The sequence below is a fragment of the Paenibacillus sp. FSL F4-0100 genome (genome assembly GCF_037993005.1).
Classification (GTDB): Bacteria; Bacillota; Bacilli; order Paenibacillales; family Paenibacillaceae; genus Paenibacillus_AQ.
Window position 1 is genome coordinate 1,473,351 of the sequence record NZ_CP150303.1, and the last position, 24,285, is coordinate 1,497,635.

Consider the following 24,285-nt stretch of genomic DNA (forward strand, 5'->3'; position numbering starts at 1 on the left):
GACAAACAAATGCCGCCATTGTTGGCAAGGCCCTCCGCTTATACGATGAATACGAAGGAAAACTTACAACGGGAGGTCCTTATGGCGAACATCAGCCCAAGCACGCGGTTAACACCGTCAGCGCGGAGCCGGGAATGGTTATCCAGCTTTCGCAAGTACAAGGCGATATACCTCATCTCGATTCCGGGCATCCTCTATTTTTTGGTATTTAAATATGTCCCTTTATTTGGCAGCGCCATGGCTTTTCAGGAGTACAACTTATTTAAAGGCATATGGGAAAGCCCATGGGTGGGGCTGGATCAGTTCTATCGCATGTTTCAGTACGAAGAGTTTCTGCGGATCTTCTGGAACACCCTTCTGATCGGGATGTACAGCATCGTATTCGCTTTTCCAATCCCGATCATTCTGGCCTTGCTGTTGAACGAGATTCGTCTTGTCCTGTACAAGCGGGTGCTGCAAACCGTTATCTACATGCCGCACTTTCTGTCCTGGGTCATTATCGGGGGGATTGCGGTAGGCATTCTGTCTCCGACCACGGGCATCATGAATCAGATTCTGATGTGGGTGGGACTCGAACCGATTTACTTCCTTGGTGAGGAAAGCTATATTCGCAGCATTCTGATCGGCTCCGGCATTTGGAAGGAAGCGGGATGGGGGACGATCATTTACCTGGCGGCGCTGGCCGGGATCAATCCGGACCTGTATGAAGCTGCACGCGTAGACGGCGCAAACCGGTGGCGCCAGACTCTGGCGATAACGATTCCGTCGATTCTGCCAACGATTATGATTCTGTTCCTGCTGAACATCGGCAATTTCCTTGATTTCGGGTTTGAGCGGGTGTTTGTGTTCCTGAATGCCTTGAACGAGAATAAGGGCGACATTCTGGATACATACATTTACCGCGTCGGTCTGCTCGGACAGCAGTACAGCTACACCACGGCCATCGGGCTGTTCAAATCTCTCATCGGGCTGCTGCTCATTGTGGGCGGAAACGCCATAAGCCGCAAAACGACCGGAAATTCCTTATACTAGGCAGGTGACCGAAAACATGATAAAACGATCAAAAGGTGAATCCGTATTCGAAATTTTCAACTTTATCTTCCTGGCCGTTGTGTCGGCTGCCATGATATTCCCGATTCTGCACGTTGCGGCACAATCGCTCAGCAGTGATGTGGCCATTTCACGGGGAGACGTTGGCCTGTGGCCGGTGGAGTTCACGCTCTCCAACTATGCAATCGTCTTGAACGATACTTCCGTATGGCGTTCCTTTATGATCAGCGTATTCGTGACTGTCGTGGGGACCGGGATCAACCTGATCGCAACGGCCTCGCTGGCCTATCCGCTGTCGCGCAATGAATATCGGGGACGAAAGGTCATCCTCATGCTCGTGCTGGTCACCTTTATTTTCAGCGCGCCGCTCATTCCGAACTATCTGCTCATTAAATCACTGAACATGCTGGATACGGTATGGGCCCTGATCATTCCGGGCGCGATCAGCGCATACAACCTGTTCATCATGCGCTCGTTCTTCATGAATCTTCCGAACGAAATCATTGATTCGGCCCGGATCGACGGGTGCGGGGAGCTGCGGATTATATCGAGCATCGTGCTGCCTTTGTCCAAGCCGGTCATGGCGACGATGGGATTGTTTTACGCTGTTGCGCATTGGAATTCGTACTCGTCCGCTCTATACTATATCAATAGCCGTCAGCTGTTTCCGCTCCAGGTTCGTCTGAGAGAGATCGTCATAACCGATCAAATGGGAGAGATGGATACCACCTTTGAGAATCTGGCGAACATGTCCCCGGAGGGCATCAAGATGGCCACGATTGTGATCGCTACGCTGCCGATCATCCTGGTCTACCCGTTCCTGCAGAAATATTTTATTAAGGGCATGCTCATCGGTTCGATCAAATCTTGATCGTAAAAGAACACAATCCCATAATAAGAACGCCAATACTGCATATGAGGGTTATGAGCTACGATGAAATGGATTTTACGAAAGCGCTTACCTCATGAATGAGCCACTTGTCTATTTTTTAGGAAAAAGGGGAGAGGTTGATGAAAAAAAGTTGGACGGTCTTACTGATCAGCGTCATGATGATGTCACTGCTCGCTGGATGCGGGGGGAAACCGGAAGAAGGAACTGTCAGTCCCAAGCCGGAAGAAACGAAGCAAGGTACAGACTCGAGCAAGCTGTCCTTCTCGATTTCTTTCTCCACGGGCGGCAACACCTACATTGAATCGTCACCCGATATCAATAAGGACAAATGGGTGCTGAAGCTGGAAGAGATGACAAACACGGATCTAGATATCCGCTTGATGTCCCACAAGGAATTTGATCAGAAGATGAGTCTGATGTTTGCAGGCAACGAAATCCCGGACGTTGTGGGAAATATGCGGGGAGGTCCAACAACAGGGTCCATGTCAGGCTCGGTGGAAGCCGGGGTGTTCATGCCGCTGGATGATCTCCTCAAGGAACATGCTCCGAATTTGATGAAGATGGTCACCCCGGCCGCGTGGGAAGAAGTATCCTATAACGGCAAAATCTACGGCATCCCGGCCTGGCTGGAAAATCCGTCGCGCCGCGCCACATTCATTCGCACGGATCTCATGGAGAAGGCCGGCATCAAGGAAGCGCCTAAGACCGTCGAAGAGTACCTGGATATGCTGCGTGCCTTTAAGAAGCTGGGTGTAGAGCACCCATACCAGTACCGTGAGGGCTTTAAATATGCGGATACTTTCCTTGGGGCATACGATGTGCTGCCGTTCCAGTTCATGGAGCTGAATGGGGAGGTCGTACCGAAATTCTTCGATGTCGAGAACATGACCAATGCGCTCAAGACGTATAAGACGATGTACGATGAGGGTCTGATCCCGAAGGATTTCGCTTCGCTCTCTCAGGAGGATTACGGACGCAATATCAATGCCGGCAAATCCGGGATGTGGGCCTCCAACGGCGAGGGGCTGATCGGGTTCCGCACCAAGCTGAAGGAAGTGGATCCTTCGATGAAGGTGGATATTTACCCATCCCCGACCGGATCGGACGGCAAGGGCGGACTCGGCTTATACAGCTCGGTATCGACCACGTACTATATCAATAGCAAGGTTGGAAAAGAGAAAGCCATCGAAATCATTAAATTTCTGGATTGGATGCTGACGGAGGAAGCCGATATGTTCTTCTCTTTCGGGATTGAGGGCGAGAATTACACGATGGAGAACGGGAATGTCAACTATAAGTGGCCTGTGACCAAACAAGAGGTTGATGAAGCGGGCTTCCGGGCCAACCAGCTGTGGTTCGTTCATGAGCTGACCTACAACAAGAAGCAGACGGCCCTTACTGAGGATGGCCAGGACGTGATCAAGGCTTTCAGCGATGTACTGAGCAATGAAGGCCGCGGCGGCATTACGTTCATGGCGAATCTGAACAGCTTCTCCAAGTTCCCGGATCTGGCCTCGACCGGAGATACGGGACCTAAATTCATCCTGGACAGCATGGTGAAGATGATCTACGGCAAGCAGCCGATCTCCGATTGGCCGAAGGTGCTGGAGGAATACCGTGCCAAGGGCGGGGATGAGATCATCAAGGAAGCGACGGAGCGCTGGAAGAACAAGGAGAATGTGGTAGACCGTACGAGATAACATCCAAGATAGGAAGTAGGGCATCTCCTGTTTGTTTCTAAAATCGTGTACAATAGATCCAATATGTAAGCGTTTAACCCAAATGAGCGAAGGATGAAAAATCAAGGTATCCGCCGGTCTTACCATTACAGGTAGCGGCTGCGGGTACCTTATTGTTCCATTCGATGTTTGCCTCATCCCTTATTCTTCTACATACAGGAGGCTAAAATGATATGCGGTTGCTTATTGCTGACGACGAACCTGTAATCCGAAGAGGGCTGGTCAAGATGGCGGAGACTTACCGTCTGCAGTTTGATGCCATTGACACGGCCGTGAATGGTGAGCATGCGCTCTCACTGATTAAGGAATTCGAGCCGGATGTACTATTGACTGATATCCGGATGCCCCGAATGGGCGGACTGGAGCTGTGTCAGGAGCTTCATGAGCAGTATGGGCATATTCAAATTATCGTCATATCGGGTTATGGCGAATTCCAATATGCGCAGCAATGTCTGGCTTATGGGGTTAAGCACTATCTGCTAAAGCCGGTCACCGGCGTGGTGCTGCACCAAACCTTTGACGCGATTGTCAAACACCGCAATAAAGGCATTGTCTCGCTGGCTTCCTATGTCGATTGGATTGAAAATATCGGGCAGGAGATCTGGATGTTGCAGACCGAACAGCTCGATCGGCTGTTGGTCGATTGGAGGGCGCATCTGCAAGCGGCAGGACTCAGTGTCCCACAGCTTCAGCAGCTGCTGGATGATGCGGTGGGCATGATTTTCCGTCGTCTCGTCTCGAAGGGGTATATGGAGGTTTCGGTGATTGAAACGATCGGTCACCACACGGTGCAGGAGCAGCTGCTTAACGAATTTGAGCTGAGGGTCAAGCAGATGACCGCCGATCTGGTGACGCAGCGGTGGGGGAATTTCAAGAACCCGCTGGATGAAGTGAAATCGTATATCGACACGCATCTCTCCGAGGAGATCACCCTTGAGGAAGTGGCGGAGATGGCCGGTTATACGCCGACGTATTTCAGCGCAATGTTTAAGAAGATGACGGGCGATACCTTTGTAAGGTACCGGATTCACCGGCGAATGGAGCGGGCGAAGGAGCTGCTGGCCCTGCCGCATATGCGGATCATCGACGTGGCGGCGAACGTCGGTTACGAGGATTATCCCCATTTTACGAAAATGTTCAAGAAGGTAACGGGACGTACGCCGACGGAATATCGGACGATGCTGGGCTTTAACGGATGAAAAATAAACTGTACCGCAAGCTGTTTCTGTACTTTGTATCCATCATTGTGCTGACTTCCTTGTTGATCGGCATCGTTACCTACACGCGCTCATCAGCTGAGCTGGACCGCCAGCTGGACCGGCATATGTCGCAAATCGTGCAGAATGCCTTGAACCATACCGATCTGTATATTAAATCCTACGACCGTACGATGATCTCCTTATTGACCAACCGGGAATTGAAGAAATTCGTGGATTTACCTAACCCGGCGGACCATTATGATTACTATCACATCAGCTCCACAATCAAGGATACGGTATTCCGTCCTCTCATGGAACGGGGGCCCGAGCTGCTGACCATGTATCTCCTGTCTTATAACGGACATGCCACATACAGCTTCGGTTCTGATTTTACGGCTCCGGTATTCAGTGCAGAGGAGAAAGCAAAGCAGCTGACGGATCTCCGTAATACCACGAAAGATGAAAGCGGTCTCATGATACATACGGAGAGTATTATACCTGGGCGCAGCGGCAGTGTGGTACGCATGACGAGACTGATCAAGGGATTATCCTCCACAGCGGAAAAAGGCGTGCTGGCCATGGAGGTGCGTTCCCAGGAGTTATCCTCCCTCTGGAAAGGAATTGATCTGGGCGAACGGGGATACTTCTATATCGCGGATGCCAGCGGCCATGTAGTCTATCAACCTGAGGGACTGGAGCAGGAAGCCTCGTCTCCGGCCGAGGATCCGAAGCTGACGGCCGCCATCATGGGCGCAGACGAGGAATCCTTCAAATATACGACGGCCGATGGAGAGCAGAGAGTGTTCATGACGCGGATGTCTCCCTATTCCGGATGGCGTCTGGTTGCTTCGTTGCCGCTGGAGGAGTGGCGCAAACCGATAGCCAGCATTCGTTCTACGGTCTGGACGATCGGCTTGATCAGCCTCATTGCTGCTTGTCTGCTTGCTTATCGTTTCACCCGTTCCATTACCCAGCCCATCCAGACGATTATCCGCGGGATGCGCCAGACGGAGCAGGGGCGGTGGATTCCCTTGGAGCTTCCTAAACGCGAGGACGAGCTGACGGAAATGATGCAGCGGTACAATCTGATGGTGACCCGGCTGTCGGAGCTAATCGAGCGGGTATACGAGACCGAGCTGCAGCAGCAGAAGACGATTATCGAACGGCAAAAGGCCGAGTTCCAGGCGCTTCAGCTCCAGATCAATCCGCATTTCATGTACAACACGCTGGAGACCATCGTGTGTTATGCCGAGGTTGAAGGCTCATCGGAGATTACCGAAATGGTGTCCTCTCTTGGCTTTATGATGCGGTACTCCTTGCTGACGTCGCTGGAGGAGATCACGGTCGCCAATGAGCTCAAGCACGTGTTGAACTACATGACGATCATGAAGCATCGGCACGATCTGGAGTTTGATCTGCGGGTTGAGGTTCCCCATGAGCTGCTCCTGTACAAAATGGTGCGGTTGACGCTCCAGCCTCTAATTGAAAATGCATTCCAGCATGCCTTTCCGGACGGCATCGAAGCATCGCAGTACATCATGATCACTGCCGGATGCGATGCTGATTCCTTCTGGGTCAGCGTGACGGATAACGGCATCGGCATGACGGATGAACAGCTGCAAGAGGTTGCGGCACGGCTATCCTACGAGTACGACCAAGTGAATCATGTGCCTGAATCTTCCTTGAACCTTAGCGGTACCGGCGGCATCGGGCTGCTGAATGTGCATCGGAGGATTCAGCTGGTATTCGGCGAGAACTACGGACTCCGTTTAACCTCGGCAGGCCAGGGGCAAGGAACTACCATTCGCATGGTCATGCCATGTCCGCCGCGTACATAGCATAAGGCCTGCTTCCGGATTGGAGGTCAGGCCTTGTGCTTTTTTGAGGAGACAAGAAAGTATAAACCTTGGAGGCAGTGGCCGCTACTTCTCCGTCAGCAAGGACTTATTCATCGTACGCTTCTCGGTCTCCCGTGTCCCATACGTGAGCACAAACAGCTGGCTCAGAGACACTTACCTGAGATTTCCCAAAATGCAAAGTGAAATTGAGCGGAGCTGTTGAATCCCCGATAGCCAGGTATAAATATTTCCAAGCGTATGATCTGGCCACAATTATCCGAAAAGCTCTTTCCCATATTCTCCATACAAAGAAGGAATCTCCTTAAGTAGAGGCTCTTGATCTGAATGCACTTCTACGACTTTAATCATCGCTTGATCACCGCCCCTCTCACGGCTTACGTACTTCATTCAAAACATAGCATACGCTAGGGACGCGCGCATGAAACCAAACCTTTATTCTCCAACTAAAGCTATAATTACGACATATGAAACTATCATATTATATATTTTGTGTATTATATTCCAATAAAATGAATTAATTAAAAATTATGTTTGCTAAACTTAAATTTCGTTGATATACTCGTATTTGTAATTCCAATATTTGGGGGAGGTTCATTATGAAATTTAAAAAAGTGATTTTAACGGGCATTTCAATTCTCTTAACAACTTGTTTAAGCGCACCTATGTATGCAGATTCAGAAACTACAGCTTATAGTGCCACTAACTTCTCGCTGGAATCAGTAGAAATAACTAATCCTAGTAATTTGAATCTTTCTGAAAACGAACTTTTAAATGTAATTGAGAGAGCGGCAGGTGTTGCAACAGAAGAGAAGGCACTATATAACTCAGCCTCTTCCGATGTTAAAACTACCTCCACTGAAGATGTTATATTTAATTACTACTTTGATGATGAGGAGCACCTATACTTCTACGAAGAGACAAAATACGGTAATAGTTTAATTGTTGAAGAAAAAGATCAAACCCTTAACAAACAAACAAATCAAGCAGATCTGGAACTGTTTTCTAATGATATCACTAACGGAATTGGGGGGAGAATTTTAGTTAATAGTACAACTGGAAACCTATTTGAATCTAAATGGAAGCTCCCTACTGCTAGTGAACTTACAGGAGCTCCAAATGAAGCCACCTATATTTACACTGGCTTAAGAAATAAAACTATTGAGGTCGATGCAAACCTTTCATACAATAACGCCAGTGGCGAAGCTCGATTCAGACCACGGCTGTGTGTTAAACCTAACTCAACTGGGGTCTGTATGGCTGCGGCTAATCAACCCGATTATGATAAAGTACATAGCAGTAATGGGTATAAGTTAGGTGGAACCGTTACTACTGCATTTTGGAGGAGTTATAGTGATACACAGAGGGGAATCAGCAATGCTGTCCGATTAAAAACAACTGGGTTAGCAGTCTGTGCAAATGCCTCCTGTTCAGATTCAACGGATACGAATTTAATTCACATTATTGAAACAAACAAAGTTAATTTGACTGATCAAGTGTATTTTAAGCTACTAGTTACTATTGCAGGTGGGGAAAATCCTCCAGGAAAAGTACGTTCTACATTTAGTGGAATTACTTTGGATGGCGTAGCAAAAACTCCAGTATTGGATGCAACTGATAGGGCCACGGTGAGTATAAATGGGAATAGCGCTACAATAATAGTTGATTCAACATTACCTGAGTAATTGTATCGGTATAAAATCTCTGCCCAAATTGGAGCAGAGATTTTTTTCTCGAGACTGCAACTTTTACCAAATATAAAGCGTTAACGTAATTGTATTGAAAAAAAAGGAGGTTTTTCCATGTTAAGAAAACGAGGTATCGTCTGTTTTTTATCAATATTCATTCTACTGACAATCAGTTTTACTGAAGCAGCAGATGCAAAAGATGTTAAAGTAAACGAAGTATTAGTGGAATCAGGACCAGATAAAGAACTTAGTAATCTAAATGATCCTGTAATTATAAGCAACGGGAGGGTTCTTTTACCGATACGAGAAGTTGGCGATCTATTAAACTTAAAAGTGTACTGGGATCAGAGTTCAAAAACAGCGTCCTTATATGGAGTCAATAAAGAAATCAAATTAACAATTGGTAGTAAAACAGCTTATGTTAATAACAAGCAAACCTCACTAGACGTGGCTGCCAAAGTAATAAATGGTAAAACATACCTTCCGTTAAAATTTGTAGCTAAAGCCACTGGAGAGTCTGTTTCATGGAATTCATATTCAAAAAATTTAACCATGTCTAGAAGTTATGCAATGGGTAGTGATAAAGAATTAACTTATTGGATTCACCTTGAAACAGGGGTACTAAGTAAAGCAGAAACACGCCAACCTGGAGTTAAGATTGGAAGAATAGATAATACAGAATTATCTATCTTAAAGAAATTCGATGTTTCTAAATTATCCGATTCTTCATCGTACATTGCTTATAACCAGATTTCAGGCCCTTCCGCAACAGTTAAGGTCTCGGGGCAGGCTTTAATTGTAAATGATAAGATTGTAGACCAAGGTGATTTCCTAGTCATGGGATACTATCTCGTAACAAATATACAAAAAGCAAAAGATCAGGTTTTGATTACAGATGGTAAAAACGCAAGATTTTTGGATCAGCAAGGAAAGATTCAATCTTCGTTTAACCTGACGGAAATCATGGGAAAAGACGAAGTTTATATGATCGAAGAGTACAATAATGATTTTATGATTCTAAGGGAATACAGTTCTCAGCACCTTATTGTATATGATTTTAAAGCGAAAGAGGCCATTTATGTTCATGAGGTTATTGAACTTCCTGCTTTTGAGAAAGACTATCTGATTCAAGCAGGACTTGATCGAAATAATGAAATGGAGTACGATCATATCGTTCTTTTTGATAAGGTAGACAGCCGCGGGGATTTATTGTTCAAGTATAAAAGTAAAAAGAACGATAAAATAAATACGTACAAATTAGCTTTGTAGGTAACATAGCAACATGTTTAAACATTAAACATTCAGTAGATGTTATTCAAAATTTTTGAAACTAACTCTCTCTAAAGAACCTTGAATGTCCTGCTCGTTTTTAGGTGCTGGTTAAAGACCACCGTCTTACTGAAGCGCACCTTTTAGAATAGACATTGGAAAATTCTTGAGTAAATCCGATGTAATCCTAGGAGGTGCATTTTTAGTCCAGCACAGAGAAAAGAATGAATTGTTTTAAATTCAACACATTGCTGTGTGCGTACAAACTTATCAGAGGAATATCATACGCCTGTTTGCTATGAGTATCAGTCGACCCATCAATTCTTTATAACCATCTGAAGTGCGGGTGTGTATGACATAATGTCGTCTATAAATATGTAGGCTAAATTAGCCGCAGAGAACAACAAGTATGCTTTTTCGGTATGCTTTTTTTGTTTTCCGCGGTTTTTTTTCCTAAAAACAAGGAGGAAGAAAAAAATGAGTATAAACATCAACTTGGAAAAACTAAAGGAACATCTGCCGGCAGCACTCGAACCCTCTCATTATCCGCCTGGGCTTTTTGCCGTCATTGTTATTGCTCACAATGAGGCGTATAGCAATGCAGTGGATTGGGGTTCATTCACATTACAGGAGGTGGAATCCATTTACAATTAATACATTTTCAATTGTTTTTTAGTTTACTTATATTAAACTTTGAGGCTGAAAGCGACATGTTTACATAAGAAAACTGCATATAACCATGTGATTTCGAATTTATGTTTTTTGTTTTTAATTTCTTGAGTTGCAATTGGGTAACTAGTTTTTTTACCAATAATCCAAATAATTTTAGAATGTCCTGCTTAATCGTGGGCGTTGGCTCAATACCTTAGACTGATATAAAGATAGGTTAGCTAGATTTAGGTAAGTGGTATGCTACCACCACCAAAGTGCCACGCCCGTCGCTCATTTTTCCAATATAACAGTTCCGACAAATCAAAAGACTACCCCTCTTATCCCGCAAGACTGATTGGTATTACTTGTTCTTGGCTTGCGGCGTGAGATGGATGGATACACCTCCATACACTTTTAAACGCTGTATGATGGTATCCTTGGCGCTGCACGTTTCCGTATGGACCTCAATGGGAGGAAGAATGGAACGATATCGATATTCGTCCGCTTCCGCCTGTTCCTGATAGATCACGGCTTGGTAGGCTTGGTTATCTTCAAGGAAATCCAGCGGAATCTGAACGTCTCGTCCTCCGGCAGCACAAATGGAGGCGACAAACCATTCCGTACCCGATCGTCTTGCTATCGTAACGAATCGGCCCGGATAACCTTCCAGGAGCCGCGTCTCATCCCAGACGGCGGGAACGGCGGCCAGCAGCGGCTTGCCCGGATGATCCGCGAAGACGGAAATCGCATCGGCATAATGCTGGATGCCGGATTCGAAGAGGATGGCCAGGGCCAGCTGAAGCCCTTGGGTCGTCGTGGTCCGCCTGCTGAACGTGACCGGCGTAAAATCCATGGACCCGATCAGGTTCCGCGTAAACGGCAAGGTACAGAGATGAACCGCATTAGGCCCTTCACTCTGTGCCCGGTAGTATTCCGCACCGTAAACGCCTTCTCTTGTCATCACGTGTGGCCATGTCCGGTGCTCGCCGCTTGGTTTGGTGGATCCATGAAAATTGACCATCAGCCGATGCCTGGCAGCGGATTCCGCAATGGCATCATAGACCTGGAGCGTCTCTTGATTGTCGCTGTCAAAGAAGTCGACCTTGATGCCAACGGCACCCCAAGATGCCCACAGGCGTAATTTCTCTTCACGGAGTTCCTCCGTGTTCAGCCCTTTATAATGCGTCCACAACCAGATGCCGACGCCGTGCGCCTTCGCGTAATGGATGAGCTGAGGCGCATCCAGCACACCCTCCCAGCCGCCGTCCACAACGCTGTATTCCCATCCCATCCCCGCGGCAAAATCCACATGCTGCCGTTGAATGTCCATATCGCCACAGGAATCGCCTTCCGCGTACCAGGACCAGGCCGCTCTGCCGGGAGAGATCCAAGAGGTGTCTTCCAGCACGGGCGGAGGACATAAGTGAGTCGTTACCGATGAAGACACCAGATCCCTGAGCGATCCGATGATCATGACACGCCAGGGCGTCGAGAGCGGAAGCTTGGCGGCAATCGGCGTTTCCTGATCCGGGGCGTAAGCGATGCGGAGCTTCCGGCCGTCTTGCTCATCCGCTTCGAGATGACTGGCGCCATACCCCCCGTCCACAGCTGCTTCAGTCAGCAGCAGCCAATGATCCCCTGCCGATTGGACCAGCAGCGGGAAACCGAAATGCCCTCCCCGAAGATGATCCGGCATGGCATGGTCATAGGTTCGTTCATAACACCGCATGAACGGCTGAGCCCAGACATTGAGCATTCGGTCCTCCGGCAGATGGAAGCCGGAGAGCTCGTTCTCGAAACGAATATCCCCTTCTCCTTGCAGCTCATACCGGTATGCGACGCCGTCATGAAAAGCACGGAAACGGATTCTCACCTGATGATTCTCTACCGAAGTCAGAAGCACCAACTCGTTTGCTTCGTAAGACTGCGATTTTTGCTTGCCGGTCACAAGCTCGTAACGCTCCGTGATCGTGTTGTGCTCAACCCCTTGGATGCGGATGCCTTGCTGAAATTTGTATTGGTCGGTGATCAGCCCGAGCGGCGACCTTTCAAGAACGCGATATCGGTTGTTCATCACCGTGTAAAAAAGGGGGCCGTTATGCTCCTGTTCCAGTGTGATATGCAGATTCCCGTCAGGTGAATGAAGCTGTGCATGAAACGGCGCTGACAGAGACTGGGATAACTCATGATCCATAAACGAAACTCCTTCCTTGTCGCTCCAAGAATGACGTATCCATTGCAGCCTCATTGTAACGGACAATGCAGAGGCTTAGCATACGGCTCCGTTCGCTCCGGGTTGTGTTTTCTTACGTTGTGTTACTCCATAAAAAAACACGGCCATTCCGCAAGTTACGGCATGGTCCGGCGAGCAGCGGCTGTTTTATCATAGAAGCATATCAAGAGGTGTTTGAAAGGGGGGCATCATGTAATCGTGGGTGGATCGTAATCACTACATATGACAAAGGATGGGTGATGATTGATGAGACAGGTACGCAAGCGTAACAGGCAGGTAAGAAGAGGTGGGTTCATACTGCTGTTGGGTATTCTGCTGTTTTCGTTTGGCAATCCGCCAATACAGGGGGAAACGGCTGCACCGGATGTGATGGAACGGGTCAACCTGGCATGGAATAAGCAGGCGACGGCCAGTTCCGAGATCAGCGGGCGTGAAGCCGGGAAGGCCGTTGACGGCAGCCGTGATACCTACTGGCAGCCGGCGAGCACAGACCGTGAGGACATGAGTGTATTCATACAGGTGGATCTGGGGAGTGAGCAGTCCTTCAATCAGGTTGTCCTGGATTTAAATCGGGGAGATCATTTGGGAAGTATCGAGATCGATTATTCCCGTGACGGTGAGTCTTGGAGCAGAGCCTATGCGAAAAATGGGGGCATTCGAGCGGACGGTCAGGAAGTGATGACGTTTGATTCCGTAAGCGCTTCCCACATTCGGGTAACGCTGCTTCTAAGCCGAAATCTCAATGTTCAGCTAAAGGAGTTGGAGCTTTATATGCAGGATGGAGATCAAGGGATTCCGTCCGATGTAACGGAGCTGGCCTTCGTGAAGCCGGATGGAACCCCTTATACCAACAATGAGGAACTGACCTTGGACATTGGAGGTACATCTGCCGTGGAGGCGCGCGGCAAACGGGTCAGCGGGGAATGGATTTCGCTGCCTCAAGTCCAGATTCAATATCACGCCGTGGGAACCAGCGCTGCGGTTACTTCCGAAGGTTCGGTAACGGGGGTCAAGGTAGGAGCGACCCGGTTATATGCGGAAACCAGCATCAACGGTCAAGGGATACGTACACCGGATTTCTGGATTGTGGTGAAGGATGATCAGGAGTTCCAGGATGCGAAATACATTGCCTTCAGCTCGTTCACGCATAAGGCGTTGGTCCAGAAGATTGGCGAGGCGGCGATCTTGGGTGAGGGCGAGGAGCTGCCAGTCGTAACCATCGCTCCGAATAGGGATGGAACTGTATCCGCCAGATGGTTCAAGGACGATCAATCCAGAGGTTCGCTGGGCACGAAGGCGCTGCAGGCGGGGGTAACGCAATCGATAATGCTTCCGGGTGGGATGAAAGTACCGGGCACGTACGAGGTGCGGATGACTTTTCAAACCACAGACGGGGGAACCTACTTCGACAGCTTGTTTTATACCGTCATGCCCAAGAAAGGAATACCTGAAGGTCAGAGTCAAATCGCCTTTACCGGAAAAGACGGAAGGATGGTGTATGTTCCCGATTATAAGGGGAACCGGATCATCGATTTCTCATACGTCGGTTATATGGGTGGCGGTGTGAAACTGCCCGACGTTCAGGCGAGAATTGCCGTACAGCCGACCGGCGGGGACGATACGGCGATGCTGCAAGCGGCGATTGATGAGGTGTCGCGGCTGCCTCGTGATGCGGACGGCTTCCGGGGGGCAGTGCTGCTGAAGAAGGGCACATATCTGGTCGGCGGTTCCCTGAACATTCAGTCCAGCGGGGTCGTGCTGCGGGGTGAGGGCAAGAGTGAGGACGGCACCATCATCCGCGGCACGGGAACAACGGCCAGAAATTTGATTGTTGTCGGTGGAACGAACGGTGCCGCTGTTGTTGACGGGACGGAGACGGACATTCAGGATCTGTATGTTCCGGCAGGATCGCGATCGTTCCATGTGCAGAATGCCTCCGGCTATCAGGTGGGCGATTCCGTCATTGTTCGAAGAATCGGGAATGACCGCTGGATTCATGAGATCGGCATGGATCATATCTACATGCGACCAGGAACCGGAGGAACGCAGCAGTGGTCCCCGTTCAATCTGGATTTTGACCGCGTTATTACGGCCATCGATGGCAATCAAATTACGGTGGATGCTCCATTAGCGAATGCCATTGAACGTCAATGGGGTGGAGGCAAGCTGTTCAAGGCGACGGATGAATCTCGAATCGAACAGGTTGGGATTGAGAACATGCGCGCCATATCCGATTTTGATCCGAGCAAGACCGATACCAAGATGGATAACGATGTTCTGGATACCCCGTATTATTCCGATGAGGCACACGCGGAGCGCTTCATTATGATGAACAGCGTGAAGAATGCCTGGGTGCGCGAGGTGGACGGCTACCATTTCTCCTACGCCTTGGTGCAGGTCGGGCGGCAGGCCAAATGGGTCACCGTACAGGACAGCGAAACGTACGACATGGTCAGCGTGATTACGGGCGGTCGTCGTTACAGCTTTTTCATCCAGGGGCAATTAAATCTGGTACAGCGCAATTATACGGAAACTTCACGTCATGCTTATGTCATTGAGAGCCGCGTACAAGGACCGAATGTCATGTACGACAATAAGGCCACTCGCGAATACAATACAAGCGAGCCGCACCACCGCTGGTCCACCGGCGGCCTGTACGACAACGTCAGTGCGCGCATCAGCGTCCGCGACCGCGGATGGCTTGGCAGCGGACATGGCTGGGCGGGAGCGAATTACGTCATGTGGAATACCGAGGGCGGGCTTGTTGCGCAGAAGCCTCCAACGGCACAAAACTATGTCATCGGACACATCCCGACGGAAGACGGTTTGAACGTGAAACCGCTCGTTCCAAACGATTATGATTCAAGACCGCGTGAGGACGGCTATTGGGAATACGCCGACCGGCATGTAGCGATTCAGAGTTTATTCGTCCAGCAGTTGAAGGATCGTCTGGGTCAGCAAGCGGTGGATAATCTGGCCCGTACGCCTGTGGGCGGCGGTGCGATCGATATACCAGAGCAGCCTTAATTATATATAGCGAACAGGGGATTATCAGGGGAGACGCTGATCGTCCCCTTCTTCGCGAAAAAGGAGTCGTGTATGAAGGTGGAGAGGGAGACAACAGGAAGAGGTACGGAACGTTCTCTTGGCGGACATCATGCGGAGCCGCATGCATTACGGCACGGCAAGAATGAAGCGGCAGGTTATGAAACCGCATGGCGGCAGCCTGACACGTCTGTAAGTCGGCGATTGCGGTTATGGTACGCTTCCCCAGCGGACGAGTGGAATGAAGCATTGCCCATCGGGAATGGGCGCTTGGGCGGCATGGTTTTTGGCAAGACCTTGCTTGAGCGGGTGCAGCTCAACGAGGATTCCCTCTGGTATGGTGGTCCGGGAAGGGGAGCCAACCCGGACGCCACCGAATATTTGAGCGAAATCAGGCAGATGCTGCGGGATGGACGTCAGGCCGAGGCCGAGCATCTGGCCCGGATGGCGATGACCTCATCCCCGAAATACGAGCAGCCTTACCAGCCGCTGGGCGATCTGCTTCTCAAATTCCTGGATGCCGAGGAAGCGGTGGAGCATTACGAGCGAGAGCTGGATTTGGAGCGGTCCATGGTGACCGTATCCTATTCTTCGAGCGGCATAGGCTATCGCAGGCAGTATTTTGTCAGTGCGCCGGATGGCGTGATGGTGATTCGCCTAACTGCCGATCGGCCCGGGGCGCTGACGTTTGCGGCAAACCTGATGCGCCGTCCTTTTGACAGCGGAACAGAGTCGTTAGGGCATGATACCTTGCTGATGAAGGGCGAATGCGGCGCAGACGGCATTTCCTTCTGCACGGCACTGCGTGCTGTCGCTGTGGGAGGAAGCGTACGAACCATCGGTGATTTTCTCTCGGTTGAAGGCGCGCATTCGGTTACGCTGCTGCTGTCAGCCCAGACGACCTTTCGGTGTCAGCAGCCGGGCCAGGTATGTCTGGAGCAGTTGGATCGTGCGGCAGGCATGTCGTTCGAACAGTTGAAAAGCCGTCATCTGGAGGAGTATCGGGAGAAGTTTGAGCGGTTTTCGCTAACTCTCGGTTCCAGCAAGAAGGATGTGAATAGAGCGGGCTTAACCGAAAGAGAAGTTGACATTCCGAAGGGGATAGATCGCGTTGTCGGTCCAGATCAAGTTGAAATTTCAAAGCGAGCAGAAGACGATTTGTTATCCCTGCCTACCGATCAGCGGCTGGATCTGCTGCAGGAAAGAGTGAAGAGGGAAGGAGCCTCTGCGGAGAACAGTGATCCCGACTTGATCGCGTTATACGTGCAGTACGGGCGGTATTTGCTCATCTCCTGCTCCAGACCCGGATCTCTCGCAGCGAACCTGCAGGGCATATGGAATGACAGCTTCACCCCGCCCTGGGAGTCGAAGTATACGATCAATGTGAACATTCAGATGAACTACTGGCCGGCAGAGCTGCTGGGCCTGGCGGAATGCCACGAGCCGCTGTTCGACCTGATTCACCGCATGCTCCCGAATGGCCGGGACACGGCTCGCGAGATGTATGGCTGCCGTGGTTTCGCAGCGCATCACAATACAAATCTTTGGGGAGAGACCCGGCCTGAAGGAATATTGATGACCTGTACCGTATGGCCGATGGGAGCCGCCTGGCTGTGCCTTCATCTATGGGAGCATTACCGGTTTGGCCGGGATGCGAATTTCCTGCAGGAACGAGCGTATCCAGTCATGAAGGAAGCGGCGATATTCCTGCTGGATTATATGACCGTGGATGAGGAAGGGAGACGGATAACCGGACCTTCCGTTTCGCCGGAGAACCGATTTGTGCTTCCGAACGGAGCCGTCGGCAGCCTCTGCATGGGACCCGCTATGGATGCGCAGATTGCGACGGCCTTGTTCCGGGCCTGTCTTGCGGCAGGCCAGCTTGTCGGAGATAAGGACACCTTCCTTGAAGAGCTTCAAACCGCGCTGCAAGAAATTCCGGCACCGCGGATTGGAAGGCAGGGAGGGATCATGGAGTGGCTGGATGATTACGAGGAGGCCGATCCCGGACACCGGCACATCTCGCAGCTGTTCGCCCTGTATCCGGGAGAGCAAATTGATCCCGTTCAGTCACCTGAGCTTGCCGAGGCAGCGAACAAGACCTTGGAGCGACGACTTGCGAATGGCGGCGGCCATACCGGCTGGAGCCGGGCCTGGATCATCAATTACTATGCCAGGCTGCAGCGGGGCGCGGAAGCGCACGAGCATCTTGTGAATTTGCTGGCTTCTTCAACTTATCCGAATCTGCTGGATTGCCACCCGCCTTTTCAAATCGACGGTAATTTCGGCGGGATTGCCGGCGTTGCCGAAATGCTGCTGCAGTCGCACACGGGAGAGTTAAGGCTGCTCCCGGCCCTGCCCCCGCAGTGGAATAGCGGCAAGGTGAAGGGGCTTCGTGCCCGGGGCGGCTTTGTTGTCGACATGTGCTGGGAGGAAGGTGAACTGACCGAGGTGAAGATTCGAGCCGACAAGGCGGGCGAATGCAGGGTATGTTCCCGTTCACCGCTTGCCCTCATAGTGGAGAAACAGCTTGGAGAGGTTACGCTGACGAGTACCACCATATCCGGAGGGGCATATTGCTACTCGTTCTTGATGCAGCAGGGTGCCAGCTGTAGCTGGAGAAGGTCTGTGGGGGAGACATATAAAGACGTTGAAGAATAAATTTAATCTAAAAGAATGGAGAATCTATCTGTGAGGGAACAAATATTCGCAGGAAGATAGCTGATGGCACAGAGAGCACGGCTAATACATTGAAATTGATGGTTTTTTTTGAGCAGGATAATGTGGAGTTTTTACAGGAAAAAAAACAGCTGCAAATTAAGATGTCAATTTGCAGCTGTTTTTAATTAATGTTGCTATCCAATATTTTACCCAGCAGCCATGGTATCTGCCTTTGTTTCTTGAACCGTGCCGTATGGGTGTTCAGGAGGAGCATAGATCACGTATATTTTTAGTGGTACATTACCCGTATTGGTTACATTGTGCCATGTTCCAGCAGGCACCATGATTGCATAGTCATCATAGGCCATCTGTTGAAAATCTAAATTATCTTTACTATTGCCCATTTGAACGAGTCCTTGACCTTGTTCAATACGTATGAATTGGTCGGTTGAGGGATGAACTTCTAGTCCAATATCATCTCCAACATTAATGCTCATTAGGGTTACTTGAAAGTGATTCCCTGTCCATAAAGCGGTTCGGTAAGTATTGTTTTGTTTAGTTGCTTGATCAATGTTCAACACGAGTGGTCTTTTTCCATAATCTTTTAAGCTCATATTTTCATTAAAACGATTCCAGTTACTATTATCCCAACTCATATAACGAGGACTCAAATAATTGCTCCAATTTTGGTTATTCCAGTAGTTATACGTAGGATTGTGCCCTTGATAAGGGTGGTATGGATAACAGTACATGTTCATTCTCCTCTACATGGTTTCGTAATCTTCTTTTTATTCCTATGCAGTTGTCTATTTAGAGGAGACGAAATTGGGCTGGAGCCTATGGATTATACAGTAAATTGACTTTAACTCGACCCTAAGTTGAGCACCACATGACGGTTTTTCCGTGATAGGATGTAACCATAGAAAAAGGCGAGAATGACACGCACGGCTGCATGAATGCGGCATATGACCGGGGCGTAACTCTTCTCGTCTTTTTTTCTAGGTATATAGACATAAAAAACTGAGTTTAATAATTCTATAGAACTATCCGATATATAATATATTCAAATAATGGGAGGATGAAGGAGTTTTGAAACTAAGAAAAGGAACTCTATTTCTTACTGCACTAATAATGTTCTTCTCAGTATTAACAACACAGGTTAACGCTGCAAGTACACCTTTTACTCAAGGTACTGGATATCAACAAGGAGTGTATGATACATCAGCAGTGCAACCCTTAGGTTTTAATTGGGACATGAATTCAAGATTTGCTGGTGTAACAAAAAACTTGAATGTTAAGTGGACTTTTCAAAAAGCTAGTTCAGGGAGAGCCGCGATAGTAATAGATGATCAAGGAAACCTCTTGTCTACTAGTTACTCAGCTTTGGGGACTCCCAAATCAAATTTGTACTCCATTTCGCCAGATGGAAATCAAAGATGGGTTTACTCTTCTGATTTAAGTATGAACTTATCATCACCTTCAATCTACAGTAACAAGAACATTGTTATGCATGTTGGAAATGAATTAAATACATTTAGCCCTGACAATGGTTCGGTTATAAATTTAGTAACAATAAGCAGTGGACAATACTTCACTGAGCCTGTTATCGATGTCAACGGTATTATTTATATGATATCTGCTTCGGGCCCTAGTATTGCTGCTTATAATTCTGACGGGACACTTAAATGGTCAAAACAGATCACGTTGAGTAATAATAGTCAAATTAGCCTCTCTAAAGACGGAGTGCTTTATTTTAAAAATAATGCTGGTTTACATGCATACAACTCCTTAGATGGAGAAAAGAAATGGGAATATAGTTTCACAAACGGCGGTAGTAATAGAACCGCCCCAGCTATTGATTCATCAGGTGTGATCTATATAGTTGATAGTGTTGGATCTATACATGCTATAAATCCTGATGGAACCTTAAAATGGACGTATCAAACAGAGAAATTAACTAACTCATCAACTCGGAAATTAATTGAACCCGTAGTTGGGAAAGATGGTACGATTTACGCAACTAATGGTAATCATAATTTGGTTGCTCTTGATCAAAACGGAAATTTAAAGTGGACATTTAATACAGTTGGAGCTGTTAACTCACTAATTATTGATAAGAATAATAAAATATATATCACGAATGGTGATTACGTAATATGTCTTAATTCCCAAGGGGATCAATTATGGGCTGTTCAAACGGATGATGCGGTAACAGGTGGCTCCTTGGCCATTGGTGAGGACGGAACAATTTATTCTGAGACCACTACTGGTAAAATTTACGCAATAGGTGGGGACCTTGATGATAATGAGCTACCTACTGATCCAGAAGAGCCGAAACCGCCGGTAGAGCCAGTAGGTGAACGTGCAATTTTCGTCCTAACATTAAGTAATGGAACTGAGAAAGAATATGACCTTTCTATGCTAGAAGTACAGCAATTTATTAGCTGGTATGAAGGAAGAGCTGCAGGTACTGGCCCGATAACATTTGCGATTAATAAGCACGATAATAATAAAGGACCATTCAAACAGAGACAGGACTACATTGTTTTCGATAAGATTATCACTTTTGAAGTAAATGAATATTAGAATATTGGCCGCTGCCTGACAACGGCTTTTGAATTAATGAGCACGATGTTGAAAATGGGAAGGATTGAAGGGATAGTCAGCTTTTTTCCGAATTGATAATGTTGACTCCGTTTTTAAACCAACAGTAAAATGGTTTTGTTCTTCCTCTTTAGTTACTAAGTACAGATGCTTTTAAAGCAAAGAGCGCAGCGTTTTTGCTGCGGCCGGCACGATCGCAATGCTCTGACGGATCTCTTTGCAGATAAGAATTGAATATATAATCCGAAGTCGTTCCTTTTTGGAGCGGCTTTTTTTATTTTCTAATAGGGGCGTGGTGTTATATGAAATGGATTGAATGATTGGTTAGAGTGACAGCAGGAGTTTCACCTCGAAACAGAAAGGAACGACGACATGGCCGAAAAATGTAAAAAGATCAAGCGTCGAAAACTATCATAAATCAATGATTTATGGGGGGGCTATATGAGGAGGTCTGTTTTTGCATGTTCGCTGTTTGTTAGCATCTGCAGGATTGGTTGCTTTAACAGAATAAGATTAGTGATTATCAATAATAGTGTTTAATGAATCGAGAGGTGTTGGAGACCTTTTTCAACTATAGGACAAATCGGTTTTATTTATAAAAGGAGGATTGTATGGCACGATTGCAGATGCGGACAGTCTGCTTGTGGCTGGTCCTTATTATACTTATTGGAGGATGTCAGAACGTGAGTAGCCCGAAAGAACAGGAATTATTATCTCAGGCGGAGTCCGAAGCCATTCAATTTTTTAAAGATACGTATCAGTTGGATGTCGAGATGACGGGGTCCAATAACTTCATTTCGTATTTTTCCCCTATACTTATTCTCTCCCATCCACTCCTCATATGGCTCCTGTACAATACCTATTAGGCAAGACTCATGCTTGCGTCTATGTGCGGAAAGAAGTGACGTTGTTGAATACGATTCATATTCACAATGGTGTACAGATGAGAGGGCTGGTTACTAAAGCCGAAGTGTAAGTCCTCTCAGGCTGTAGTGGGAGGAAAAAGAGTAGATGATGAAGTTAACAACGATGGTTCGCGGATTAATGGCAGACAAGGTAGCCCACGAACTCATCCGCAACTGGGAGTTTGACGAGGACACATTGAAGTTCTGGCGGGCAAGCTCCAACTTTGTGTATGTGTTTAACCATAGCGGAGATCGATATTTTCTCAGGTTTAATGATGAAGAGGAGAGCAAGATCGAACAGGTGATGGCCGAGCTGGAATTTATGCAGTATCTGGTAAAGAACGGATATCCTTCTGTCGCGCCGGTTTCTTCCGTGAACGGGAATTGGATCGAAACGGTTCAGGCATCCGAGGGACATTACCACGGCGTTGTGTTTTCCGCTGCTGCAGGGATTGCATTAGATGGCAATCTCACGACCACCCAGTTCAAGGACTGGGGGAAATCGCTCGCAAGGCTGCATACGTTATCCAGCCAATACGAACCTGGAACTGTAAGACGCCGAAGCGCAGAGGACATATTGCACATGATCGATCAGGTGCTGCAGCGGCATCCCGAGGAGCAGGATGCTGTTGAGGAGCTTCACCGGGTTAGTCTCTGGCTGCAGTTCATGCCATCGTCGAGACAGACGTATGGCTTAATCCATTATGATTTTCAGTTGGATAATGTCTTTTATGAAGCGAAGGAGCGTTCTTTCCACGTTATCGATTTTGACGATGCAATGTACCACTGGTTTGCGATGGATATCGTGATGGCTCTTGCGGATACCGAGTCGGAGGATGAGAAACGGGCTTTCCTGAGAGGGTATCGTTTTATCCGAAGCTTGGATCACGAGCTGGAGGCGGAGTTTTCAAGATTTCGCCGATTCGAGCGGCTGTACAGTTTTGCCAGAGTGCTGCGTTCCCTGGAGGACAGCGATTTGACGGATGTTCCCCCTTGGTATGAAGGGCTTCGAATGAAGTTGTTGCGCATCTGCGAGAATGATAGGCAGGGGTTCAGGGAGCCGTGGTAAGGGCCCGATCATAGTGAAGGAACCAGTCGCTTTAGGATAATCGAGCCAGACAACCATATCGCTTACGCAGGTCAATGACTGCAAAGGTTGCCAGTCATTGAGGTCCAGTGTTGCAGATATAACAAAAGGGTTAGGCAGAGGGCATGAACACCCGATCTGCCTAACCCTTTTTTCTTTAACATCAACCATACAAATAGGACTTCACGTCCTGCCCGATGTAGGCTCTCCATATGATCAGATTGTAAGGATCGTCCCAGTCGATCTGCTGCGGCTCTTCAAACATGCGGTGCAGGCGGTTGTTGTTGAAGATGATGGAGCCGCATTGATCAAAAGCCACCCCGTCTACCCACAGCATCCTGTCGTCAGACAGCAGCTTGTTGAACGAGCGCGTGTACGGTGAATAGTAACCGATCCCCTTGCCTTCGAGCATGGTGTAGAATATATGGCCTTGATTGTCGGCATGCATGCCGTCGGTTGTCGTTCCTTTGCTGCCCAGGGTCTGAACGGAATTCCGAATGATTGAATCGGGAATATTGAAATTCCGCAGCAGTCCTGTATCGATAGCGTACAGATTGCGCCCCGTTACCTGGCAGTAGAATAGAGTTCCGCGATCCGCGGATAATGCTATGCCGTCGGCGCCGATCCGGATCGGCTTGTCGCGGTATACCGGCTCGGTATCAATCTCAAACCGGAATCGGGTCACGTCCTGCGTACTGTAATGACTGTCGAGGACGCGCCGGAATTTCTTCGTTCTCATATTGTAGATGATAATTCCGCCATACAGCGGATGGTCCGGCCAGCCGGAGCCCGAATCGGTGATATAGGCATAGCCGTTTCGGTTATCCACCACGATGTCGTTCAGGAACGACGTTCGGGGTGGGGCAATATCATCCGGAATGACAATGGAATCGAGCAGGCGGTTAGCGTTCAGATCCCAGATGACCAGCTTTTGCGAGCCTTCGGGCGAAGTATCGTATGCGATTTTTCCTTGATCCAGAATCCACATCCGATGATGCTCATCAATCTCGTAGCCAAGGATGGATTGCAGCATTCGCACATCCCCCGGTGTATTCCACTCCCAGCTTGGAAAAGCCTCCAGTACGGGCTTGCCGTTCACCATCACAATGGTATTCAGCGTAGCGGGAACCCCTTCTGCCCAGCGCGGCACCGATACATAGAAGCGTCCCTTTAGGTCCACTTTGACGCCTGCGGGCATGCAGTGCTTCCAATACTGATGCTCCTCGAATCGCTGCTTCATCGCAGCATTCGGGAAGTTCCAGTCCAGGCGGTTCCAATGGAAGAGGATCTGGTACGGACTTGTATAGCTATGGGCTTGCTTATCATGAAGGGCGGCAGGCTGCTGCCACTGGTCCTCCATGGAATGATACGGTATACGCATATTTGTATGACCTCCCGATAACATG

At 48.5% G+C, this 24,285-nt stretch carries 16 protein-coding genes; 13 read left to right on the forward strand and 3 right to left on the reverse strand.

The genetic code is table 11. The annotated features are described in order from the left end of the window. Positions 1–81 precede the first annotated feature (81 nt). The 8 genes from MHH48_RS06475 (at position 82) to MHH48_RS06510 (ending at position 10,347) form a co-directional block, all read left to right on the forward strand. Positions 82–1,032, forward strand: coding sequence for an ABC transporter permease subunit (locus MHH48_RS06475; protein ID WP_076322791.1), 951 nt, complete (start codon positions 82–84; stop codon positions 1,030–1,032). Positions 1,033–1,048: 16 nt separating this feature from the next. Continuing rightward, the gene (locus MHH48_RS06480) at positions 1,049–1,921 is read left to right on the forward strand and encodes a carbohydrate ABC transporter permease (RefSeq protein ID WP_076322792.1); all 873 of its coding nucleotides are present in this window, start codon (positions 1,049–1,051) and stop codon (positions 1,919–1,921) included. A gap of 140 nt (positions 1,922–2,061) precedes the next feature. Next, positions 2,062–3,642: an extracellular solute-binding protein gene (locus tag MHH48_RS06485; protein WP_076322793.1), complete on the forward strand. Its 1,581-nt coding sequence runs from the start codon at positions 2,062–2,064 to the stop codon at positions 3,640–3,642. Positions 3,643–3,854: 212 nt separating this feature from the next. Then, positions 3,855–4,880 carry a response regulator gene (locus MHH48_RS06490; RefSeq protein ID WP_076322794.1) on the forward strand — a complete coding sequence of 342 codons (1,026 nt, stop codon included), beginning with the start codon at positions 3,855–3,857 and terminating at the stop codon, positions 4,878–4,880. Further along, positions 4,877–6,718, forward strand: a complete 1,842-nt coding sequence (locus tag MHH48_RS06495; protein ID WP_076322795.1) for a sensor histidine kinase — start codon at positions 4,877–4,879, stop codon at positions 6,716–6,718. The genes MHH48_RS06490 and MHH48_RS06495 overlap by 4 nt, the downstream gene beginning before the upstream one ends. A 617-nt stretch (positions 6,719–7,335) precedes the next feature. Next, positions 7,336–8,421, forward strand: coding sequence for a YrpD family protein (locus MHH48_RS06500; protein WP_076322796.1), 1,086 nt, complete (start codon positions 7,336–7,338; stop codon positions 8,419–8,421). Between the two features lie 117 nt (positions 8,422–8,538). Then, positions 8,539–9,693 (forward strand): copper amine oxidase N-terminal domain-containing protein, encoded by a 1,155-nt coding sequence (locus MHH48_RS06505; RefSeq protein ID WP_076322797.1) that lies wholly within the window; start codon positions 8,539–8,541, stop codon positions 9,691–9,693. Positions 9,694–10,170: 477 nt separating this feature from the next. Continuing rightward, positions 10,171–10,347, forward strand: coding sequence for a hypothetical protein (locus MHH48_RS06510; RefSeq protein WP_179090635.1), 177 nt, complete (start codon positions 10,171–10,173; stop codon positions 10,345–10,347). 358 nt (positions 10,348–10,705) lie between these two features. Here the strand turns inward: MHH48_RS06510 and MHH48_RS06515 are convergent, their stop codons facing one another. Then, the gene (locus tag MHH48_RS06515; protein ID WP_076322798.1) at positions 10,706–12,538 is read right to left on the reverse strand and encodes a glycoside hydrolase family 97 protein; all 1,833 of its coding nucleotides are present in this window, start codon (positions 12,536–12,538) and stop codon (positions 10,706–10,708) included. 285 nt (positions 12,539–12,823) lie between these two features. On the opposite strand from MHH48_RS06515, the gene MHH48_RS06520 reads away from it, so the two are divergent. Together MHH48_RS06520 and MHH48_RS06525 are read left to right on the forward strand one after the other, a co-directional pair. Further along, positions 12,824–15,604: a discoidin domain-containing protein gene (locus MHH48_RS06520; RefSeq protein WP_076322799.1), complete on the forward strand. Its 2,781-nt coding sequence runs from the start codon at positions 12,824–12,826 to the stop codon at positions 15,602–15,604. 72 nt (positions 15,605–15,676) lie between these two features. Then, the gene (locus MHH48_RS06525) at positions 15,677–18,283 is read left to right on the forward strand and encodes a glycoside hydrolase family 95 protein (protein ID WP_076322800.1); all 2,607 of its coding nucleotides are present in this window, start codon (positions 15,677–15,679) and stop codon (positions 18,281–18,283) included. A 206-nt stretch (positions 18,284–18,489) separates the two neighbouring features. Here the strand turns inward: MHH48_RS06525 and MHH48_RS06530 are convergent, their stop codons facing one another. After that, complete coding sequence (locus tag MHH48_RS06530; RefSeq protein WP_076322801.1) at positions 18,490–19,035, reverse strand: cupin domain-containing protein; 546 nt, start codon at positions 19,033–19,035, stop codon at positions 18,490–18,492. Between the two features lie 337 nt (positions 19,036–19,372). On the opposite strand from MHH48_RS06530, the gene MHH48_RS06535 reads away from it, so the two are divergent. The 3 genes from MHH48_RS06535 (at position 19,373) to MHH48_RS06545 (ending at position 22,861) form a co-directional block, all read left to right on the forward strand. After that, the gene (locus MHH48_RS06535) at positions 19,373–20,869 is read left to right on the forward strand and encodes a PQQ-binding-like beta-propeller repeat protein (RefSeq protein WP_083659668.1); all 1,497 of its coding nucleotides are present in this window, start codon (positions 19,373–19,375) and stop codon (positions 20,867–20,869) included. A gap of 701 nt (positions 20,870–21,570) precedes the next feature. Further along, positions 21,571–21,753 (forward strand): hypothetical protein, encoded by a 183-nt coding sequence (locus MHH48_RS06540; protein WP_144023453.1) that lies wholly within the window; start codon positions 21,571–21,573, stop codon positions 21,751–21,753. Between the two features lie 145 nt (positions 21,754–21,898). Further along, entirely contained in the window at positions 21,899–22,861 is a 963-nt protein-coding gene (locus MHH48_RS06545) for a phosphotransferase (protein WP_076322803.1), read from the forward strand. Positions 22,862–23,042: 181 nt separating this feature from the next. Here the strand turns inward: MHH48_RS06545 and MHH48_RS06550 are convergent, their stop codons facing one another. After that, positions 23,043–24,260 (reverse strand): L-dopachrome tautomerase-related protein, encoded by a 1,218-nt coding sequence (locus MHH48_RS06550; protein ID WP_076322804.1) that lies wholly within the window; start codon positions 24,258–24,260, stop codon positions 23,043–23,045. Positions 24,261–24,285 lie beyond the last annotated feature (25 nt).

Excerpts from the sequence above, each read along its gene's own strand:
- MHH48_RS06485 (WP_076322793.1), top strand. The coding sequence starts at position 2,062 with ATGAAAAAAAGTTGGACGGTCTTACTGATCAGCGTCATGATGATGTCA.
- MHH48_RS06500 (WP_076322796.1), top strand. The coding sequence starts at position 7,336 with ATGAAATTTAAAAAAGTGATTTTAACGGGCATTTCAATTCTCTTAACA.
- MHH48_RS06510 (WP_179090635.1), top strand. The coding sequence starts at position 10,171 with ATGAGTATAAACATCAACTTGGAAAAACTAAAGGAACATCTGCCGGCA.
- MHH48_RS06545 (WP_076322803.1), top strand. The coding sequence starts at position 21,899 with ATGATGAAGTTAACAACGATGGTTCGCGGATTAATGGCAGACAAGGTA.
- MHH48_RS06515 (WP_076322798.1), bottom strand. The coding sequence starts at position 12,538 with ATGGATCATGAGTTATCCCAGTCTCTGTCAGCGCCGTTTCATGCACAG.
- MHH48_RS06490 (WP_076322794.1), top strand. The coding sequence starts at position 3,855 with ATGCGGTTGCTTATTGCTGACGACGAACCTGTAATCCGAAGAGGGCTG.
- MHH48_RS06520 (WP_076322799.1), top strand. The coding sequence starts at position 12,824 with ATGAGACAGGTACGCAAGCGTAACAGGCAGGTAAGAAGAGGTGGGTTC.
- MHH48_RS06505 (WP_076322797.1), top strand. The coding sequence starts at position 8,539 with ATGTTAAGAAAACGAGGTATCGTCTGTTTTTTATCAATATTCATTCTA.
- MHH48_RS06525 (WP_076322800.1), top strand. The coding sequence starts at position 15,677 with ATGAAGGTGGAGAGGGAGACAACAGGAAGAGGTACGGAACGTTCTCTT.
- MHH48_RS06475 (WP_076322791.1), top strand. The coding sequence starts at position 82 with ATGGCGAACATCAGCCCAAGCACGCGGTTAACACCGTCAGCGCGGAGC.
- MHH48_RS06550 (WP_076322804.1), bottom strand. The coding sequence starts at position 24,260 with ATGCGTATACCGTATCATTCCATGGAGGACCAGTGGCAGCAGCCTGCC.
- MHH48_RS06480 (WP_076322792.1), top strand. The coding sequence starts at position 1,049 with ATGATAAAACGATCAAAAGGTGAATCCGTATTCGAAATTTTCAACTTT.
- MHH48_RS06530 (WP_076322801.1), bottom strand. The coding sequence starts at position 19,035 with ATGTACTGTTATCCATACCACCCTTATCAAGGGCACAATCCTACGTAT.
- MHH48_RS06495 (WP_076322795.1), top strand. The coding sequence starts at position 4,877 with ATGAAAAATAAACTGTACCGCAAGCTGTTTCTGTACTTTGTATCCATC.